The 18,347-nt window shown below is 69.7% G+C and carries 22 protein-coding genes; 11 read left to right on the forward strand and 11 right to left on the reverse strand.

The genetic code is table 11. The features are described 5' to 3' along the window. Positions 1-93: 93 nt before the first annotated feature. The 4 genes from gshB to rsmI all read right to left on the reverse strand — a co-directional run bounded on the left by gshB (position 94) and on the right by rsmI (position 3,422). Positions 94-1,050, reverse strand: coding sequence for a glutathione synthase (gshB, locus tag VED21_RS12715; RefSeq protein WP_324882735.1), 957 nt, complete (start codon positions 1,048-1,050; stop codon positions 94-96). 19 nt (positions 1,051-1,069) lie between these two features. Beyond that, positions 1,070-1,921 (reverse strand): transglutaminase-like domain-containing protein, encoded by an 852-nt coding sequence (locus VED21_RS12720; protein ID WP_324882736.1) that lies wholly within the window; start codon positions 1,919-1,921, stop codon positions 1,070-1,072. Positions 1,922-2,200: 279 nt separating this feature from the next. Beyond that, a complete protein-coding gene (locus VED21_RS12725; protein WP_324882737.1) occupies positions 2,201-2,575 on the reverse strand; it encodes a YraN family protein in 375 nt (124 codons plus the stop codon). After that, complete coding sequence (gene rsmI, locus VED21_RS12730; protein WP_324882738.1) at positions 2,556-3,422, reverse strand: 16S rRNA (cytidine(1402)-2'-O)-methyltransferase; 867 nt, start codon at positions 3,420-3,422, stop codon at positions 2,556-2,558. Before rsmI ends, VED21_RS12725 begins: the two co-directional genes overlap by 20 nt. Positions 3,423-3,670: 248 nt before the next feature. Between rsmI and VED21_RS12735 the strand changes: the two genes are divergently transcribed. Beyond that, on the forward strand, positions 3,671-4,702 hold the full coding sequence (locus VED21_RS12735) for a penicillin-binding protein activator (RefSeq protein ID WP_324882739.1): 1,032 nt from the start codon (positions 3,671-3,673) through the stop codon (positions 4,700-4,702). Positions 4,703-4,709: 7 nt separating this feature from the next. Here the strand turns inward: VED21_RS12735 and VED21_RS12740 are convergent, their stop codons facing one another. Together VED21_RS12740 and VED21_RS12745 are read right to left on the reverse strand one after the other, a co-directional pair. After that, positions 4,710-5,441: a hypothetical protein gene (locus tag VED21_RS12740; protein WP_324882740.1), complete on the reverse strand. Its 732-nt coding sequence runs from the start codon at positions 5,439-5,441 to the stop codon at positions 4,710-4,712. After that, on the reverse strand, positions 5,434-5,619 hold the full coding sequence (locus VED21_RS12745) for a hypothetical protein (protein ID WP_324882741.1): 186 nt from the start codon (positions 5,617-5,619) through the stop codon (positions 5,434-5,436). The genes VED21_RS12740 and VED21_RS12745 overlap by 8 nt, the downstream gene beginning before the upstream one ends. Positions 5,620-5,802: 183 nt before the next feature. Between VED21_RS12745 and VED21_RS12750 the strand changes: the two genes are divergently transcribed. Next, the gene (locus VED21_RS12750; RefSeq protein WP_324882742.1) at positions 5,803-6,057 is read left to right on the forward strand and encodes a type II toxin-antitoxin system VapB family antitoxin; all 255 of its coding nucleotides are present in this window, start codon (positions 5,803-5,805) and stop codon (positions 6,055-6,057) included. Further along, positions 6,054-6,452 (forward strand): type II toxin-antitoxin system VapC family toxin, encoded by a 399-nt coding sequence (locus VED21_RS12755; RefSeq protein ID WP_324882743.1) that lies wholly within the window; start codon positions 6,054-6,056, stop codon positions 6,450-6,452. The genes VED21_RS12750 and VED21_RS12755 overlap by 4 nt, the downstream gene beginning before the upstream one ends. A gap of 8 nt (positions 6,453-6,460) precedes the next feature. Here the strand turns inward: VED21_RS12755 and hemW are convergent, their stop codons facing one another. From hemW to rph, 3 genes are all read right to left on the reverse strand, one after another. Next, positions 6,461-7,642 carry a radical SAM family heme chaperone HemW gene (gene hemW / locus VED21_RS12760; protein ID WP_324882744.1) on the reverse strand — a complete coding sequence of 394 codons (1,182 nt, stop codon included), beginning with the start codon at positions 7,640-7,642 and terminating at the stop codon, positions 6,461-6,463. After that, positions 7,630-8,235 (reverse strand): RdgB/HAM1 family non-canonical purine NTP pyrophosphatase, encoded by a 606-nt coding sequence (gene rdgB, locus VED21_RS12765; RefSeq protein ID WP_324882745.1) that lies wholly within the window; start codon positions 8,233-8,235, stop codon positions 7,630-7,632. Before rdgB ends, hemW begins: the two co-directional genes overlap by 13 nt. Positions 8,236-8,350: 115 nt before the next feature. After that, the gene (gene rph / locus VED21_RS12770) at positions 8,351-9,067 is read right to left on the reverse strand and encodes a ribonuclease PH (protein ID WP_324882746.1); all 717 of its coding nucleotides are present in this window, start codon (positions 9,065-9,067) and stop codon (positions 8,351-8,353) included. A gap of 170 nt (positions 9,068-9,237) precedes the next feature. On the opposite strand from rph, the gene hrcA reads away from it, so the two are divergent. From hrcA to VED21_RS12790, 4 genes are all read left to right on the forward strand, one after another. Next, positions 9,238-10,272 carry a heat-inducible transcriptional repressor HrcA gene (gene hrcA, locus VED21_RS12775; RefSeq protein WP_324882747.1) on the forward strand — a complete coding sequence of 345 codons (1,035 nt, stop codon included), beginning with the start codon at positions 9,238-9,240 and terminating at the stop codon, positions 10,270-10,272. Positions 10,273-10,325: 53 nt separating this feature from the next. After that, positions 10,326-10,931 (forward strand): nucleotide exchange factor GrpE, encoded by a 606-nt coding sequence (grpE, locus tag VED21_RS12780; protein WP_324882748.1) that lies wholly within the window; start codon positions 10,326-10,328, stop codon positions 10,929-10,931. A gap of 127 nt (positions 10,932-11,058) precedes the next feature. After that, positions 11,059-11,424 carry a response regulator gene (locus VED21_RS12785; RefSeq protein WP_324882749.1) on the forward strand — a complete coding sequence of 122 codons (366 nt, stop codon included), beginning with the start codon at positions 11,059-11,061 and terminating at the stop codon, positions 11,422-11,424. Next, positions 11,421-11,750, forward strand: coding sequence for a DHCW motif cupin fold protein (locus VED21_RS12790; RefSeq protein ID WP_324882750.1), 330 nt, complete (start codon positions 11,421-11,423; stop codon positions 11,748-11,750). The genes VED21_RS12785 and VED21_RS12790 overlap by 4 nt, the downstream gene beginning before the upstream one ends. Before the next feature lie 19 nt (positions 11,751-11,769). Here the strand turns inward: VED21_RS12790 and VED21_RS12795 are convergent, their stop codons facing one another. After that, on the reverse strand, positions 11,770-12,657 hold the full coding sequence (locus VED21_RS12795) for a DUF1848 domain-containing protein (RefSeq protein ID WP_324882751.1): 888 nt from the start codon (positions 12,655-12,657) through the stop codon (positions 11,770-11,772). A 92-nt stretch (positions 12,658-12,749) separates the two neighbouring features. Here VED21_RS12795 and VED21_RS12800 point away from each other — a divergent pair, with 92 nt between their 5' ends. Continuing rightward, complete coding sequence (locus tag VED21_RS12800; RefSeq protein ID WP_324882752.1) at positions 12,750-13,256, forward strand: hypothetical protein; 507 nt, start codon at positions 12,750-12,752, stop codon at positions 13,254-13,256. 109 nt (positions 13,257-13,365) lie between these two features. Here VED21_RS12800 and VED21_RS12805 read toward each other — a convergent pair whose 3' ends face one another. After that, positions 13,366-13,569 carry a hypothetical protein gene (locus VED21_RS12805; protein ID WP_324882753.1) on the reverse strand — a complete coding sequence of 68 codons (204 nt, stop codon included), beginning with the start codon at positions 13,567-13,569 and terminating at the stop codon, positions 13,366-13,368. Positions 13,570-14,116: 547 nt separating this feature from the next. Between VED21_RS12805 and dnaK the strand changes: the two genes are divergently transcribed. The 3 genes from dnaK to VED21_RS12820 all read left to right on the forward strand — a co-directional run. Further along, the gene (gene dnaK / locus VED21_RS12810) at positions 14,117-16,042 is read left to right on the forward strand and encodes a molecular chaperone DnaK (protein ID WP_324882754.1); all 1,926 of its coding nucleotides are present in this window, start codon (positions 14,117-14,119) and stop codon (positions 16,040-16,042) included. Positions 16,043-16,145: 103 nt separating this feature from the next. Further along, positions 16,146-17,294 carry a molecular chaperone DnaJ gene (gene dnaJ / locus VED21_RS12815; protein ID WP_324882755.1) on the forward strand — a complete coding sequence of 383 codons (1,149 nt, stop codon included), beginning with the start codon at positions 16,146-16,148 and terminating at the stop codon, positions 17,292-17,294. A gap of 244 nt (positions 17,295-17,538) precedes the next feature. Then, the coding region (locus tag VED21_RS12820) for a GGDEF domain-containing protein (protein WP_324882756.1) at positions 17,539-18,347 on the forward strand (809 nt) is incomplete at its 3' end.

An 18,347-nucleotide genomic window follows, 5' to 3' on the forward strand; every position in this document is an offset into this window, starting at 1 on the left:
CGCTGGCATGGGCCCTCCTCAAGAAGCGGTGAGGCCCATGCTAACGGTGGAATTATTCCGTCTCAACACCCGCGTCGCGCGACGCGCGGCACCTTACCCCCGCTTGTTAGCCTCGTACCGGCGCTCAATGGCGTCCCACAGGGTGACTTCCAGCTGGGAGCCGTCCAGGCGGTTGATTTCCTGGATGCCGGTGGGCGAGGTCACGTTGATCTCGGTCAGGTAGTCGCCGATCACGTCGATGCCGACGAACAGCAGCCCCTGTTCGCGCAGAACCGGGCCGATGGCGGCGCAGATCTCGCGCTCGCGGGCGTTCAGTTCGGTCTTCTTCGCACTGCCGCCGGCGTGGAAGTTGGCGCGCGCCTCGCCCTCCTGCGGCATGCGGGAGACGGCACCGGCCGGCTCGCCGTCGATCAGGATGATGCGCTTGTCGCCCTGGCGGATCTCGGCCAGGTACTTCTGCACGATCACCGGCTCGCGGTAGAGCTGGGTAAACAGCTCCAAGAGCGAGCCCAGGTTCTCGTCGTCCGGCTTCAGGTGGAAGACGCCGGCGCCGCCGTTGCCGAACAGCGGCTTGACGATGATGTCCTTGTGCTCGGCGCGGAAGTCCAGGATCGCCTGCTTGTCGCTGGTGATCAGCGTGGGCGGCATCAGGTCGGGAAAGTGGGTGACGAACAGCTTCTCCGGCGCGTTGCGCACGCTCTTCGGATCGTTCAGCACCAGCACGTCGGGCTGCACGTGCTCCAGGAGGTGCGTGGCGGTGATGTAGGCCATGTCGAAGGGCGGGTCCTGGCGCATCAGGATGATGTCCATGGACTTCAGGTCCACCAGCTTCGACTCGCCCAGGCGGTAGTGGGCGCCGCGCTTGCGCTCCACGGCCAGTTCGCGCACGCGCGCCTGCAGGCGGTTGCCGGTCAGCGACAGGTCGCGCGGGTGGTAGTGGAACAGGGCGTGCCCGCGCCGCTGCGCCTCCAGCGCCATCATGAAGCTGGAATCCGTGTCGATGTTGATGGACTCGATCGGGTCCATCTGGAACGCGACGGCAAGGCTCATGGGGTCTGGTCTCCGGATCCTAAAGTAGTCGGGTCTTCAGCTGCTGGATCAGCGTGGCCGCCTGGTGCAGCAGATGGTCATCGTTGCCCAGCCGCGTGCCCAGGCGAACGAAGGTCTCCAGCGCGGCGATGGCGTCCTCGGTGTGGCCCTGGTGCGCCTCCAGCAGGCCGGTCTCGCGCCACAGGGCCGGCTCCTCGGGTGCGAACAGGCGCATGCCCTCCAGCACCTCCAGCGCGCGCGGCACGTCGTTGGCCGTGAGGTGGCGGAGCTTCAGATTGTTCTGCAGGCGCAGCAGGATGTCGCGGTTGCGCACGGCGGCGTAATGCTCGGGCGTCAGTTCGGCCGCGGTGCCGGCGGTGGCCTTCAAGAGGTCGCGCAGGTCGACGGCGGTGCGCACCTGCCCGTCGTTGAAGGGGTCGAGGATGGCGCGCTCGCCGTCCAGCTCGATGCGCACCAGGAAGTGGCCGGGGAAGTTCAGCCCCACCATGCGCCAGCCCATGGAGCGCGCGGCGTGCATGTAGAGGATGCCCAGCGCCACCGGAAGCCCGCGCCGCCGGTCGACGACGCGCAGCAGGTTGGCGTTCTGCAGGTCGTCGTAGGTCTCGGTGTCGCCGGCGTAGCCGTGCCGCTCCATCACCACTTCGTGCAGCAGCGCCACGCGCGTTTCCAGCGAGTCGGCCAGCGGGTCGAAGCGGTCGGCCATGTCGCGCGCCAGCGCCGCCAGATGCCGGCGGTAGCGGTCGAGCGGCGCGTTCGGCCGGTCGAGCGCGCCCAGCGCCAGCGCCGTCTCGGCGACGTCGATGTCCTCGTCGGCGAGGGTGCCGGTGCGGCGCAGGATGTCGCGGGCTTCGGCGCGGCTGTTGAGGGGCATTCGCGTGGTTTCCGTTCCGGCCGGGGGATCGGGCCGGCATCTCATGCCATGTAGGCGGGTTCCGTACCGGTGTCGAGCCGTCCGCCGGACAGCGGCCCATGGGGAAGATGGTTTTGGGACACGGATGAACACGGATGTTTCACGGATGCACACGGATAAAGAGACAGAAAATCGATCTTCATCCGTGTTCATCCGTGTCCGGCGCAGCCGGCATCCGTGTTCATCCGTGTCCCCCAACCCTGTTCCACATCGCTGCTTGAACCGGCATCGGAAACTCCGTCACAAACGCCAAGCGTCCTTCAAATGGCGCGGGAACGCCCAAGGGGTAACGAGCATCACGTCGAAGCGCAAGCTCAAGCCCGCGTACTGCGGGTTGGCGGCCAGGAAGACGTGGGCGGCGCGGGCCAGACGGCCGCGCTGGCGGGCGGTCACCGATTCGCTGGCGGTCAGCCAGTCGCCGCGCGCCTTCACCTCCACCACGGCCAGCGTTTTGCCGCGTTTGGCGACGATGTCGATCTCGCCCAGCGGCGTGCGCAGCCGCTGCGCCACGATGCGATAGCCCTTCAGCCGCAGTTCCAGCCGGCACAGCGCCTCCGCGAAACGGCCGTAGCCGTCGGTGCGGCGGCGGTGCGCCTCAGCCCCTTGTACCGCCATGCGTGCCTTCCCTCGCCAGTTCCAGCGCCCGGGCGTAGACCGCGCGCCTCGGCCGCCCGGTCCGCGCCGCCACCTCCGCCGCCGCGTCGCGCACGCTGAGCCGGCCCAGCGCCTCGGTGAGTGCCGCGTCCACGTCCGCCTCCCCCGCCTCGGCTTCCGCCCCCGGCGGGCCGACGACCAGCACGACCTCCCCCTTCGGCGGGCCGGCCTGCGCGTAGTGCGCCGCGAGATTCGGCAGGGGACCGCGCCGCACCTCCTCGTACAGCTTGGTCAGTTCGCGGGCCACCGCCGCCTCTCGCCCGCCCAGCAGGTCGGCCAGGTCGGCCAGCGTGTCGGGCAGGCGCTGGGCCGACTCGAAGAAGACCAGCGTGGCCGGAACCCCCCGAAGCTCGCCGATGGCGGTGCGGCGCGCCGCCTGCTTGTTGGGCAGGAAGCCGGCGAACAGGAAGCGGTCGGTCGGCAGGCCGGACAGCACCAGCGCCGTCAGCGGCGCCGACGGGCCGGGCAGCGCCGTGACGCCCACGCCCGCCGCCACGCATTCCCGCACCAGCTTGTAGCCGGGGTCGGAGACCAGCGGCGTGCCGGCGTCCGACACCAGGGCAACCGCCTCGCCCCCGCGCATGCGGTCGATGAGGACCGGACGCATCCGTGCCGCGTTGTGTTCATGATAGGAGACGAGCGGCGTGGAGACGCCGTGGATCATCATCAGCTTGCCGGTCACCCGCGTGTCCTCGCAGGCGACCGCGTCGGCGCGCTTCAACGTGTCGAGGGCGCGCAGCGTGATGTCCGCGGCGTTCCCGATGGGGGTGGCGACGACGTAGAGGCCGGGCGCAAGTTTGTCCTGCATCGGTTTACTTGGGCGCCCGCTGTCGCTACCTTCAGCGTGGCTTCGCCCGGCATCGGGCGCCTGACCTGGACTGGAGACCTTCGGTGGCACGACTGGCGACACCTTTCGCGCGCGGGCGGGGACCGCGGATGGCCCGCACCCTGTGGATGGCAGCGGCGCTGCTCGTCACCGCCTGCGCCAGGAATGTAGCGGCCCCGCCGCCCCCGGCACAAGCGCCGCAACCTCCACCTGTGTCGTCCATACCGGCTATGCAGGCCACCAAGGTGGCGCTGCTGCTGCCGCTGAGCGGCACCAACGCGGCCCTGGGCCAGTCGATGCTGGACGCCGCCCAGATGGCGCTGTTCGATCTGGCCGGCGACGGGTTCGAGCTGATGCCGCGCGACACCAAGGGCACGCCCCAGGGTGCCGCCGACGCCGCACGGCAGGCGATTTCCGAAGGGGCGCGGCTGATCCTGGGCCCGGTGTTCGCGCCCGACGTCGCCGCCGTGCGGCCGATCGCGCAGAACGCGGGCGTCGACGTGCTGGCCTTCACCAACGACCAGACACAGGCGGGTGCCGGCACCTATGTGCTGGGCCTGCTGCCGGGCGACCAGGTGGCGCGCGTCGTCGGCTTCGCGCGGTCGCGCGGCATCACCCGCTTCGTGGCGCTGGCGCCGCGCAACGCCTATGGCGACGCCGTCGTCAACGCGTTGCAGAACGCCGCCGGCCGCGTCGGCGGGCAGGTGGCGCAGGTCGAGCGTTACGACGCCAACATCGCCGACTTCAACGCCGCCGCCCGGCTGGTGACGCAGGCCGCCGTGCAGCCGCAGGCCGTCGTGCTGGCCGAGGGCGGGCAGCGCGTGAAGGCGCTGGCCGCGGCGCTGGCCGCCAACGGCGTGGACACGCAGCGCGTCCGCCTGCTGGGCACCGCGCTGTGGGACGAGCCCGGCCTGGGGCAGGAGCCGGCGCTGGCCGGCGGCTGGTTCGCCGCACCCGAGCCCGAGCAGCGCGCGTCCGTCGAGCAGCGGTACGAGCGGCTGTACGGCAAGAAGCCGCCGCGCGTCGCCACGCTGGCCTACGACGCCACGGCGCTGGCCGCCATCCTGGCGCGCATGGGCGGGCCGACGCCCTACACCCCGGCGGCGCTGAGCAACCCCAGCGGCTTCGAGGGCGTGGACGGCCTGTTCCGCCTGCGCCCGAACGGCCTGAGCGAGCGGGCGCTGTCGGTCCTGGAGGTCACCCCCACCGGGTCCCGCGTCCTCGACCCCGCCGCCCGCACCTTCGAGGTGCTGGGGCAGTAAGGCATTGTTACCGGCGCCGGGTGCCCGGCGCCGGCTCGCGCAGCCATTCGTCCAGGCTGGCGGGCGGCAGCCTCAGCGGCGGCTCCGAAACGGGCGCCGGCTGCGCGCGCCGGGGCGGCGCTTCCGCGGATTGGGGGGCGGGCTGGGATGCCGGCTGGGGCAGAGGTGCTGCCTGCGGCCCGCCGAGCAGCGGCCCCGGTGCGACGTCGCCGTCGCCATCGACGCGCGCGGCGTAGCGCGTGCCGGCCGGCGACACGTATTCGCCCTGTCCGGTCGGGCGGTTGCGCTCGAACCAGCCGACGTAGCGGTGCCCCTCGGGGAACACCAGCGTGCCGAATCCGCTGCGGTGGTCGTCCTGCCAGGTGCCGGTGTAGCGCCGCCCGTCCGGCCACACGAAGGTCCCTTCGCCCGACGCGCGGCCGCGCCGGAAGGTGGCGTCCATCGACCGGCCGTCGGCCCATTCCACATGCGCCCGGCCATCCAGGCGGCCTTCGACGAAGCGGCCGGAGACCTGCCCGTCGTAACGCTCGCCGTATGCCCATTCCAGAGTGCCGTCGCCGTGCGCGAAGCCGTCGCGGCAGGGGCCCGACCAGCGGATCAGCTTGCGCGAGTCCGGGTACTGGTCCCAGATCCGGCAGCCGGTGTTGCGGTCGGCGACGACCCGTTCGGCCAGCGCGTGCGCGGCCATCAGCAGCACCGCCGCCCCGGCGAGGAGCGCCGCGGCGCGGCGGCTAGTCATCGTACCGGTAACCGCTGTCCACTTCCGTGAGGATGGCGGTCTCCCGCAGCGTGTGGGTGTGGTCGTGCAGCGCCAGCGTGGCCGGCGGCGCCAGCAGCGCACGCTCCCGCTCGGCGCGGTCGCGCATCAGGACGCCGATTTCCAGCGCCGACAAGGGCATTGAGGGAATGCGGGACATACGGTTTCTCCATCGAGGGGCGGCCGAGAGCCGGGGACATGACGGATCAACAGTGCGCCCGTGTGCCCTATTCCCGCTGTGAGCCGGCCCACATGGCAACGGTTTTCCACCGTTGCCGTTGGGCAACGCCGCCCCACATGGTAGAACGGCGCCACGGTCCCGGTAGACGGTGGAGAGCGGTCCATGGGTCTGAACATCAAGAACGACGAGACTCACCGGCTGGTGCAGGAGCTTGCCTCCCTCACGGGCGAAAGCCTCACCGCCGCCGTCACCGAAGCCGTGCGCGAACGCCTGGAGCGGGTGCGGCGCGAGAAGGGCGGCGGCTTGGCGGCGCGCCTCATGGCCATCGGGCAGGACTGCGCGCCACGCCTCAAGGAGCCGTACGCCAGCGCGGACCACGGCGACCTGCTCTATGACGAGGACGGGCTGCCGCGATGATCATCGACACCTCGGCCGTCATCGCCATCCTGCGCCAGGAGTCCGACGCGGACACCTACGCCGGTGCCATCGAGGATGCGCCAACCCGTCGGATCTCGGCGGCCAATCTTCTTGAAGCCGCCGTGGTGATCGACGGCAGCCGCGGTCCCATTGCCAGCCGGCGTTTCGACGACTTCGTCCGCGAAGCCGCACTCGTGGTCGAACCCGTCACGGAGGCGCACGTGCGGATCGCGCGCGACGCCTATCGGGATTTCGGACGGGGCAGCGGCCACCCGGCCAAGCTGAACTTCGGCGACTGCTTCGCCTACGCGCTCGCCAAGGCAACCGGGGAACCACTGCTCTTCAAGGGCAATGATTTCATCCACACCGACGTGCCATCGGCAATCGCACGATAAACGCACCCTTACCCCAGCAGCATCCCCAGCACGGCGTTGAGGCGCTGGCGGCCTGCCTCGGTGGCGCGCAGGTGGGTGGGGGTCCGTTCCAGGAAGCCGCCGTCGGTGAGGCGTTTAAGGGCGTTTGGATCGACCAGCGCGTCGAGGTCCCGGCCACTTTCCGCCGCCAGACGGTCCAGGGCGACGCCGTCGCGCAGGCGCAGGCCCATCATCAGCAGCTCCGACGCGCGGGCGTCGGTGTCCACCGGTTCCGGCGCGTGGGCGCCGTGGCCGTTGCGGGCCACGCGGTCCAGCCAGATCTCCGGCGCGCGGTGGGCGCGGGTGGCGAACTTCTCCCCCTCCAGCGTCAGCCGGCCGTGCGCGCCGGGGCCGATGCCGACGTAGTCGCCGTAGCGCCAGTAGGTCAGGTTGTGCCGGCTCTCCTCGCCCGGGCGGGCGTGGTTGGAGATCTCGTAGGCCGGCAGCCCGGCGGCGTTTAGCAGCGTTTGGGTCGCCTCGTACAGGTCGCCGGCAAGGTCTTCGTCGGGCAGCACCAGCTCACCGCGGGCGTGCAGGGGGAAGAAGGCCGTCCCCTCCTCGATGGTCAGCTGGTAGACCGACAGGTGCCCGACGGCGTAGTCGAGCGCGCGCTTCAGCTCCGCCTCCCACGCCGCCACGGTCTGGCCGGGGCGGGCGTAGATCAGGTCGAAGGAGAAGCGGTCGAAGGTCTTCGCCGCCAGTTCGACGGCGCCCATCGCCTCGGCGGCGTCGTGCTGGCGCCCCAGGAAGCGCAGGTCGGTGTCGTTCAGCGCCTGGATGCCGAGCGACACGCGGTTCACCCCGGCGCTCCGGAACGCCTGGAACCGTTCGGCCTCGACGGAGGTCGGGTTGGCCTCCAGCGTGATCTCCAGGCCGGGCGCGACGCTCCAGCGTTCGGCCACGCGCTCGACCAGGGCGGCGGCGGTGGCGGGTTCCATCAGCGACGGCGTGCCGCCGCCGAAGAAGATGGAGGTCACCGTCCGCCCGGCCGTTGCGTCCGCGTAATGATCGAGTTCGCGCAGCAGCGCCGCGCGCCAGCGCTCCTGGTCGATGCGCTCGCGCACGTGGCTGTTGAAATCGCAGTACGGGCACTTCGACTTGCAGAAGGGCCAATGCACATAGACAGCAAAGCCGGGGATCCCGAAACCGGGATGAGGTGTCACTTGAAGCATCGCTCCACGAGCTGGCGGAAGGCGTCGGCCCGGTGGCTCATCTCGTGCTTCTTGGCCGGGTCCATCTCACCGAAGGTAATGTCGAACCCGTCCGGCTTGAAGATGGGGTCGTAGCCGAACCCCTTTTCCCCACGCGGCGGCCACACCAGCGTGCCATGGCAGCGGCCCTCCACCGTCTCCACGTGCCCGTCCGGCCACGCCAATGAGAGCGCGCAGACGAAATAGGCGGAGCGGTCGGCCTTGCCCGTCAAACCCTCCTCCACGCGTTCCATCGCCACGCGGAAGTCCTTGCCCGGCCCGGCCCAGCGCGCCGAGTAGATGCCCGGATCGCCGCCCAGCGCCGGCACCACCAGCCCGCTGTCGTCGGCCAGCGCCACGTAGCCGGCCCCGGCGGCGGCCAGCGCCTTCAGCTCGGCGTTGGCGACGAAGCTGTCGCCGGTCTCCTCCGGCTCCGGCAGGCCCAGCGTGCCGGAGGAGGTGAAGGTCTCGACATACGGCTCCAGCAGCTCGGCGATCTCGCGCACCTTGCCGGGGTTGTGGCTGGCGATCACCAGCGTGTCGCCGGCGAAGCGGCGGGGGGTGTCGTTCAACATGGCCAAACGCCTTCCAACAGTGTCGTAGGTTGGGTTGAGCGCCAGCGAAAACCCAACATCGCCGGTGCCGCGAACACGTTGGGTTTCAACCCAACCTACGGGGTTTCCGCGCGCCTTACAGCCCCAGCGCCGCCTTCTGGAGCGCGGTCAGCTCGGCGATGCCCTTGCGCGCCAAGCGCAGCAGCTCCATGAACTGCTCCTCGGCGAAGGGCTTCTCCTCGGCGGTGCCCTGGATCTCGACGATGCCGCCGGTGCCGGTCAGCACGAAATTGGCGTCGGCCTGGGCGTTGGAATCCTCGGCGTAGTCGAGGTCGAGCACCGGCGTGCCCTGGAAGATGCCGCAGGACACCGCCGCCACCGCGTCGGTCAGCGGCATGCGCTTCAGGGCACCGATGCGCATCAGGTGCTGGAATGCGAGGTGCAGCGCCACGTAGCTGCCGGTGATGGCCGCCGTGCGGGTGCCGCCGTCGGCCTGCAGCACGTCGCAGTCCACCTTCACCTGGATCTCCGGCATGGCGGCGCGGTCGGTGACGGCGCGCAGCGCCCGGCCGATCAGGCGCTGGATCTCCTGCGTGCGGCCGGACTGCTTGCCCTTTGCCGCCTCGCGGTCGGTGCGCGAATGGGTGGAGCGCGGCAGCATGCCGTATTCCGCCGTCACCCAGCCGAGGCCCGTGCCCTTCAGGAAGCGCGGCACGCTGTCGTCCACGCTGGCGGTGCACAGCACGTGCGTGTCGCCGAAGCGCACGAGGCAGGAGCCCTCAGCGTACTTGGCGAAACCGGGTTCGAGCGTGACGGTGCGCAGCGCGTCGGGAGAGCGGCCGGAGGGGCGCATCGGAATGTCCATAGGATCGTGAAACGGGGCGGCAGGCTAGCGGCTGGAACCCCGCGCGTCCAGAGGGCCACGTTGATTCAGAACCCCGACCTGCCTAAATTCCAAGCCGCGGTTGCAAGAAAGTCGTATCGTGCCGCCGCATGACTGGAACCCGGTGCCTGTAGACTCCGATGATCAGCGAGCTGAACCAACGATCGCGCGAAATCTTCCGGATGATCGTCGACGCCTATGTGTCGTCGGGCGAGCCGGTGGGCTCGCGCACGATCTCCCGGCGGCTCGGCATGACCCTGTCGCCCGCGACGATCCGCAACGTCATGGCCGACCTGGAGGAGCAGGGGCTGCTCTACGCCCCGCACACCTCCGCCGGCCGCATCCCGACCGAGGCGGGCTTGCGCCTGTTCGTCAACGGCCTGCTGGAGATCGGCGCCGTGACGGAGGAGGAGCGCGAGGCCATTGAGGCCAAGTGCAACGCCTCGGGCCGCACGCTGCCCGACGTGCTGACCGAGGCGACCTTGATGCTGTCCGGCCTGTCGCACTGCGCCGGTCTCGTCATGGCGCCGAAGAGCGACCGGCCGCTGCGCCACATCGAGTTCGTCCCGCTGGCCCCCGGCCGCGCGCTGGTGGTGCTGGTGAACGAGGACGGGCTGGTCGAGAACCGCGTGGTCGAGGTGCCGCTGGGCCTGCCCAGCTCCACCTTGCAGATGGCCTCCAACTTCCTCAGCGCCAAGCTGGTCGGCCGCACGCTGGACGAGGCGCGTCAGCAGGTGCTGCACGAGATCCAGGAGCAGAAGACCGAGCTGGACGAGGTGTCGCGCCGCGTCGTCGCCGCCGGCCTCGCCACCTGGGGCGGCAGCCCGCAGGACGGCCAGTTCATCGTGCGCGGCCAGGCCAAGCTGCTGGAGGACGTCACCGCCCTGTCCGACCTGGAACGCGTGCGGGCCTTGTTCGAGGCGCTGGAGACCAAGGAGGCGATGCTGCGCCTGTTGGACGCCACCGGCAAGGGTGACGGCGTGCAGGTGTTCATCGGGGCGGAGAACGTGCTGTTCAACCACTCCGGCTGTTCGCTGATCGTCTCGCCGTTCCGCAACGGGCGCGAACAGGTCATCGGCGCCATCGGGGTCATCGGCCCGACACGCATCAACTACGCCCGCATCATTCCCCTGGTGGACTACACCGCCAAGGTCATCAGCCGCCTCGTCGGTTGAACCACCCCATCACAACCCCTCGCTTCGACAAGCAAGCCGAACAGAGAGAGACGATGAGCGATCCCATCAACAACAACAAGCCCGCCGACGCCGAGGGCCAGGTCATCGCCGACAGCGGCGCCGAATCCGCCGAGCCGGACACCACCCCGTCCGACGAGCGCGTGGCCAAGCTGGAAGCCGAGGTCGCCAACCTGAAGGATCAGGTCCTGCGCGCCATGGCGGAGGCGGAGAACACCCGCCGCCGCGCCCAGCGCGACCGCGAGGACGCCACCAAGTACGCCGTGTCCGGCTTCGCCAAGGACCTGCTGGCGGTGGCCGACAACCTGCGCCGCGCGCTGGAGGCCGTGCCGGCGGAGGGCCGCGAGAAGGACGAGATGCTGAAGAGCCTCGCCATCGGCGTCGAGGCGACCGAGCGCCAGCTCCTCTCCGCCTTCGAGCGGGCCGGCATCAAGAAGCTGGAGCCGGTGGGCGAGCCGTTCGACCCGAACTTCCATCAGGTGATGTTCGAGATCGAGAACACCGGCAAGCCGGCCGGCACCGTCGTGCAGGTCCTGCAGAACGGCTACACCATCCACGGCCGCCTGCTGCGCGAGGCCATGGTCGGCGTCGCCAAGCGCGGGCCGGACGACAACGGCCAGCAGGTCGACACCAAGGCGTAATGCAAACGCATTGCTGACCAGCCCGGCCGCCGTGGCGCGGCCGGGCTTGCCCCCTTGACGGACAGGGCTTTCGCCGATACCGAATGCCGCACGTGCGATAGCGACCGGCCGAACGGAGAGCCAGACCGTGCCGAAAAGCGTCCTGACCGTCGACGATTCCAAGACCATCCGCGACATGGTCAGCTTCACCCTGACCAAGGCCGGCTACGCCGTGCAGGAGGCGCCGGACGGTGCCGCCGGTCTGGCGCTGGTCAACAGGCAGAAGTTCGACTGCATCATCACCGACCTCAACATGCCGGGCATGGACGGTCTGGCGCTGACCCGCGCGATCCGCGCCAGCGCCACCAACCGCGCCACCCCGGTCCTGCTGCTGACCACCGAGGCCGACCCGGCCAAGAAGACCGCCGGCCGCGAAGCCGGCGCCACCGGCTGGCTGGTCAAGCCCTTCAACCCGGAAAAGCTGGTCGAGACGGTCAAGAAGGTCTGCCCGTGAAGATCGCCGACCTGCCCTTCGGCCTGACCGACTGGAGCGCGGTGCCCGCCACCACGCACCCGGGCGAGCGCGGCCACGCCCTGTGGCGCACGCGCCAGTTCGGCGACATCCGCGTGCGGATGGTGGAGTACTCGCCCGGCTACCTCGCCGACCACTGGTGCAGCAAGGGCCACATCCTGCTGTGCCTGACCGGCGCGATGGTGACCGAACTGGCCGACGGCCGCACCTTCACGCTCACCCCCGGCGTCAGCTACCAGGTCGCCGACGGCGCCGAGCCGCACCGCTCCTCCACCGAGACCGGCTGCACGCTGTTCATCGTGGATTGAGCGCAGCGAAAACCCAACCTCACCCCTTCGGCCCGAACAGGAACTCTCCCTCCGGGTCGTGCGCCTGGAAGCGGGTGCGCGCCGTGGCGCGGCTGGACACGGCGTAGCAGTAGACGCAGCCGTGCGGGCAGGTGTCGTAGGCGCCGATGTCCCGGCTCTCGGCGCACAGGCAGCCGGGGCGGTTGCCCTTGGTGCGGGCCTTCAGCGGCGCGCCCGCCACGTCGGACAGCCGTGCCGCGTCCACGCAGCGTGCCGGCGCCACGCCGGGCGTGTCCAGCAGCGCCGGCTGCGTGCACAGCGTCAGCGCCATGCCGTGCTCCGCCGCGATCCCGGCGAGGTCGGACAGCAGCGCCTTCGCCTCCCCCTCCTCGGGCGTGCGCCACGCGAAGCCGGCGGCGCGCGCCGCCGCGTCCAGGTTGCGGGCGGTCTTGCGGTAGGGCTGCATGACCGAGACGGTCACCTCGTCGGTCAGCCCGCGCAACGCACCGGCCAGCCGCGCGAAGGTTTCGCGGTGCCAGTCCGGCGGGGTCAGCGTCGTCAGCACGACCGGGTCGTAGCGCCACACCGCCGCCCGCGGCCCCCAGCGGTCGCGCACGCGGCGCAGCTGCGCCACCGCCTCCTCCCAGCCGATGGTCGAGCGCTCCAGCGCGCGCGGGTAGCCGGTGACGGTCATCTGCGCCACGAAGGGAACGCCCTGCCCGTCCACCACGTCCAGCGCATCGAAGAACGGGCCGAGGTTGCGCGTCCAGAAGACGAAGCCGTCGACGGCGCCCGGCGTCAGCTCCACCCGCCCCGGCGGCCCGCCGTAGGGGTTGGCCACCCGCGCGTAGCCGGCCGCCAGCCGGTTGAGGAACCAGCGGCCGTAGAAAGCCGGGATGTCGGTGCGGTAGCTGGCCGAGACGATCATCGCCGGACCATGGGACGGAGTCCCCTTGCGATCAAGGGTGGACGGCCGGCACGGACGCCCTATGGTCTGCGCCGACGATGAGGGAGGACATCATGGCGGACGGCTGGCGGACGGTGGAATGGGGCGACGCGGTGCGCTTCCGGGTGCCCGGGCACTGGGCGCCGGCGGTGGAGGAGCGCGAGGGCATGGACGTCCTCACCTTCCGCCCGGCGGATGCCGTCGGTGATTCCGGCGGCGATTCCGGCGGCGGCACGCTGAACGTGCTGGTGGACGAGCGCACCCCCGCCGCCGGCCAGAGCGCCGAGGCGGTGCTGCAGGAGATGGCGTTGCGCTTCGTGCGTCCCGATGACGCACGCGCCAGCGACCGCACGGTGGAGGACCGCGCCGACGGCGTGCGGCTGGCCCAGGCGGCGATGGTGACCGAGGAGGACGGCCGGGTGGAGAGCCATTACCTGTGGCTGCTCGGCCGCGTGGACGGCGGGCGCGTGGGTGTCGCGATGTTCAGCTATACGCTGCCGGCGAACCTGGACGGGCAGGAACCGCACGTCTCGACGCTGGCGGCGCTCGACGCCGCCATCCGGGCGGCGGAGCTTCTTTGACGGAGCTTCTTTGACGACGTTGGGGTTTTCGGCCTCTCGGCCTCAACCCAACCTACCGCTGATCCGTAGGTTGGGTTGAGCGCAGCGAAAACCCAACGTCGGCGGCACCTCAGCAATGCCCGGCGCTGCCGGCCATCAGGGCCTTGAGCTGGGCGGCCTGGGGATCGAGGGCCAGCGCCGCCTCTTCCGCGGCCAGCGCCGCCAGCCCGATGAAGCGGGCCAAGTCGTCGAGGTCGCTCTTCGCCGCGTCATCCTTCAGGCTGTCGAGGCAGGATTTGATCGCGAGAGCCACGTCGCGCCGATCTTCGATCATCGTGCTCACCTTACGAAACGGTTTCCAGTTCGCTCGTTCCCCAACGGCCGCCCCCCAAGCGAACCAAGACCGGCGCCGTCGAGCGAAGCATATACCATAGGAAGGGGTATCTTTCACTATTAGATTCTTGGGACAACCAAGATAACAATGCCACGAAAGGTCGCAGGCGACGCAGAAAACACACCGAGTACTGTTAACTGAACGTTAACGATGAGGGCTGCGCTTGGTTTTTCGTTTCAGCTATTATCGCGCATCGGTGGTGAACGGCGCGCGGGGGCACATACCCGGATATATACAATCCGTCTCTTAGAGTGCGTACGTATTCTCTTCTTCGGCGAGGTGAAATCCCCGTCCCCCACGGGGGCATACCCCCTTCGGCGAGGATTCGCGCAAGCACGATGCGCGGGGGGCGTTGCACGCGGTAAGACACCTGCCTATATCTGCGCGGACAGTCGCATTTCACCGAAACCGTTCCACCGACCAGTGGGGATCCGGGCGGTGCCGGTAGCAGGGCCGCCAGGGATCTGCCGGACAACAGAGGTTAGACATGAGCAAAGTGATTGGCATCGACCTCGGCACCACCAACTCGTGCGTCGCCGTGATGGAAGGGACCACCGCCAAGGTGATCGAGAACGCCGAGGGCGCGCGGACCACGCCCTCCATGGTCGCTTTCGCGCAGAACGGTGAGCGCCTGGTGGGCCAGCCCGCCAAGCGTCAGGCGGTGACGAACCCGGAAAACACCTTCTTCGCCATCAAGCGTCTGATCGGCCGCCGCTACGACGATCCGCTGACCAAGAAGGACCAGGGCCTGGTGCCCTACAAGATCATCGCCGGCGACAACGGCGACGCCTGGGTGGAGGCGTACGACAAGAAGTACAGCCCCAGCCAGATCAGCGCCTTCATCCTGGGCAAGATGAAGGAGACGGCGGAGAACTACCTGGGCGAAAAGGTCACCCAGGCGGTCATCACCGTGCCGGCCTACTTCAACGACGCCCAGCGCCAGGCCACCAAGGACGCCGGCAAGATCGCCGGCCTGGAAGTGCTGCGCATCATCAACGAGCCGACGGCCGCCGCGCTGGCCTACGGCATGGAGAAGAAGGGCGCCGGCACCATCGCGGTCTACGACCTGGGCGGCGGCACCTTCGACGTGTCGGTGCTGGAGATCGGCGACGGCGTGTTCGAGGTGAAGTCGACCAACGGCGACACCTTCCTGGGCGGTGAGGACTTCGACGCCCGCATCATCGACTACCTCGCCGACGAGTTCAAAAAGGAGCAGGGCATCGACCTGCGCAAGGACCGTCTGGCCCTCCAGCGCCTGAAGGAGGCGGCGGAGAAGGCGAAGATCGAGCTGTCGTCGACGACGCAGACCGAGGTGAACCTGCCGTTCATCACCGCCGACGCGTCCGGCCCGAAGCACCTGAACGTCAAGCTGACCCGCGCCAAGCTGGAAGCCCTGGTCGACGACCTTGTCCAGCGCACCATCGAGCCGTGCAAGGCGGCGCTCAAGGACGCCGGCCTGAAGGCCAACGAGATCGACGAGGTGATCCTGGTCGGCGGCATGACCCGCATGCCCAAGGTCATCGAGGCGGTGAAGCAGTTCTTCGGCCGTGAGCCGCACCGCGGCGTGAACCCGGACGAGGTGGTCGCCATCGGCGCCGCCATCCAGGGCGGCGTGCTGAAGGGCGAGGTGAAGGACGTCCTGCTGCTCGACGTCACCCCGCTGTCGCTGGGCATCGAGACGCTGGGCGGCGTGTTCACCCGCCTGATCGACCGCAACACCACGATCCCGACCAAGAAGTCGCAGGTCTTCTCGACCGCCGAGGACAACCAGACGGCCGTGACCATCCGCGTCTTCCAGGGCGAGCGCGAGATGGCGGCGGACAACAAGCTGCTGGGCCAGTTCGACCTGGTCGGCATCCCGCCGGCCCCGCGCGGCGTGCCGCAGGTGGAGGTGACCTTCGACATCGACGCCAACGGCATCGTCAACGTCGGCGCCAAGGACAAGGCCACCAACAAGGAACAGCAGATCCGCATCCAGGCCTCGGGCGGCCTGTCGGACGCCGACATCCAGAAGATGGTGAAGGACGCCGAGGCCCACGCCGCCGAGGACAAGAAGCGGCGCGAGCTGGTGGACGCCCGCAACCACGCGGACGCCCTGGTCCACACCACCGAGCGCACGATCAAGGAGAACGGAGACAAGCTGCCCGCGGCCGACAAGGACGCGGCGGAGCGTGCCATCGCCGACCTGAAGTCCGTGCTGGACGGCGACGATCTGGCCGCCATCAAGGCCAAGACCGACGCGCTGGCCCAGGCGTCCATGAAGCTGGGCGAGGCCATGTACAAGGCCGGCCAGGGCGACGCCGCGGGTGCCGCGGCCGCCGGGGCCGCCGGTGCGGGTGCCGCCCCGAACGAGCCGGGCGTGGTCGACGCCGACTTCGAAGAGGTCGACGACGACAAGAAGAAGTCGGCTTAAGGTCATGCACGCGTGACCTGAACCCGTGTTATACCCTCCGGCCCGCCGCACCCGCTGCGGGCCGGATGCGGTATGGGGTTGAAGAGGCGAGGCGCTGGGGCCGATGGCGAAACAGGATTATTACGAGCTGCTCGGCGTGTCGAAGACCGCCAGCCCGGACGAGATCAAGAAGGCCTACCGCAAGCTGGCCATGCAGCACCACCCGGACCGCAACCCGGGGAACGCCGAGGCCGAGCACAAGTTCAAGGAAATCAACGAAGCCTACGACGTCCTGAAGGACGAGCAGAAGCGCGCCGCCTACGACCGCTTCGGCCATCAGGCGTTCGAGAACGGCGGCCGCGGCGGGGCCGGCGGCGGCGGCTTCGGCGGCTTCGACTTCGGCGGCGGCGGCTTCGCCGATATCTTCGACGAGATGTTCGGCGAGTTCATGGGCGGCCGGCGCGGCGGCGGCGGTGCCGCCTCGGGCCGCGGCCAGGACCTGCGCTACAACCTGGAGATCTCGCTGGAGGAGGCCTTCAAGGGCACGCAGGCCACCGTGCGCGTCCCCACCTCCGTGGCGTGCGACAGCTGCAACGGCTCCGGTGCGGCGGCCGGCACCCAGCCGGTGACCTGCCCGACCTGCCAGGGCCACGGCAAGGTGCGCGCCCAGCAGGGCTTCTTCACCATCGAACGCACCTGCCCCGGCTGCCACGGCCAGGGCCGCATCATCAAGGACGCCTGCAAGAGCTGCGGCGGTGCCGGCCGCCTGCGCAAGGAGAAGACCCTGCAGGTCAACATCCCCGCCGGCGTCGAGGACGGCACCCGCATCCGTCTGGCCGGCGAGGGCGAGGCGGGGTTGCGCGGCGCGCCGCCGGGCGACCTGTACATCTTCCTGGCGCTGGCCCCGCACCCGCTGTTCCAGCGCGACGGCGCCAACATCCACTGCCGGGTGCCGATCCCGATGGTGACGGCGGCGCTGGGCGGCTCGGTCGACGTGCCGGCCATCGACGGCACGCGCGCCAAGATCACGGTCCCCCCCGGCACCCAGTCCGGCCACCAGTTCCGCCTGAAGGGCAAGGGCATGTCGGTGCTGCGCAGCCCGCACCGCGGCGACATGTACATCCAGGCGGTGATCGAGACGCCGGTCAACCTGACCAAGAAGCAGCAGGAACTGCTGCGCGAGTTCGAAAAGGCCGGCAAGGAAGGCTCCAACCCCCAGAGCGAAGGCTTCTTCGCCAAGGTCAAGGAGCTGTGGGAGGACCTGAAGGAGTAGGGGCGGTCAGCCCGACCCGCAATTCCGCCGTAAATGGGCGAGAGGGCGACGGCCTTCTCGCCCTTTTTCATAGCGGGCACGCGTCCCTGCGCCGCACCGAGTTTCCTTGACGAAATTCGCGCCGCACGGGAACCTCCGGCGGTGGGCCGGGGTCACAGGAATGGCCGTTGCCGGTGGGGAGAAACGCGTGTATCTACGGGCCCTTGACATCCTGAGACGGTTCGTGGAGAGGGCGTTCCAAGCCGTGAGCGGTGATCTCTCCCTGGGCCAGATGCGGGACCTGATCGTCCCCCTCGATCACACCCCCATCATCCAGCGGCGGCGCGCGGTGCTGATCCATTCGCGCGTGCGCATGGTGGCGGCGGCCTTCGCCGTGCTGACGCCGCTGTGGATCGTCATCGACGCCTTCATCTTCGCATGGCCCCTGTCGGGCTGGCTGGCCGCGCTGCGCATCGTCGCCAGCGCCGCCTTCGGCGCGCTGGCGCTGCGCTACCGCATCACCGACGACATCCATTCGGCGTGGCGCGGGCTGGCGCTGCTGCTGGCGGTGCCCACCGTGTTCTTCCTGCTGTCCCACCCCATGCTGAACCAGCAGGAGATCGTCGGCGTCGCCGCCGCGGTGGGGGCGGGCTACGCCTTCCTGCCCTTCGTCATGGTGGCGGGGCTCAGCGTCTTCCCGCTGACGGCGCTGGAGGGCATCGGCTTCGCCCTGCCCATGCTGGTGGCGCACCTGACGGCGGGCGTCTACGGCTCGCTGGTGTTCCCGTTCCCGTCCTACATCGGCGCGCTGTGGCTTCTGGTGCTGATCATGGTGGTGGCGACGCTGGCGGCCATGAGCCAGCTGCACTTCATGATGGCGCTGGTCGACCAGGCCTCGCACGACGGCCTCACCGGCGCCTTCGGCCGCCGCATCGGCGAGGAGCTGCTGCGCCTGCAGTTCGCGCACGCCCAGCGCTCCGACCAGCCGCTGTCGCTGATCTTCTTCGACCTGGACGACTTCAAGAAGGTCAACGACCGCTACGGCCACGACGAGGGCGACAAGGTGCTGCGCGG

Source organism: Azospirillum sp. (assembly GCF_035627195.1).
Taxonomy (GTDB): domain Bacteria; phylum Pseudomonadota; class Alphaproteobacteria; order Azospirillales; family Azospirillaceae; genus Azospirillum.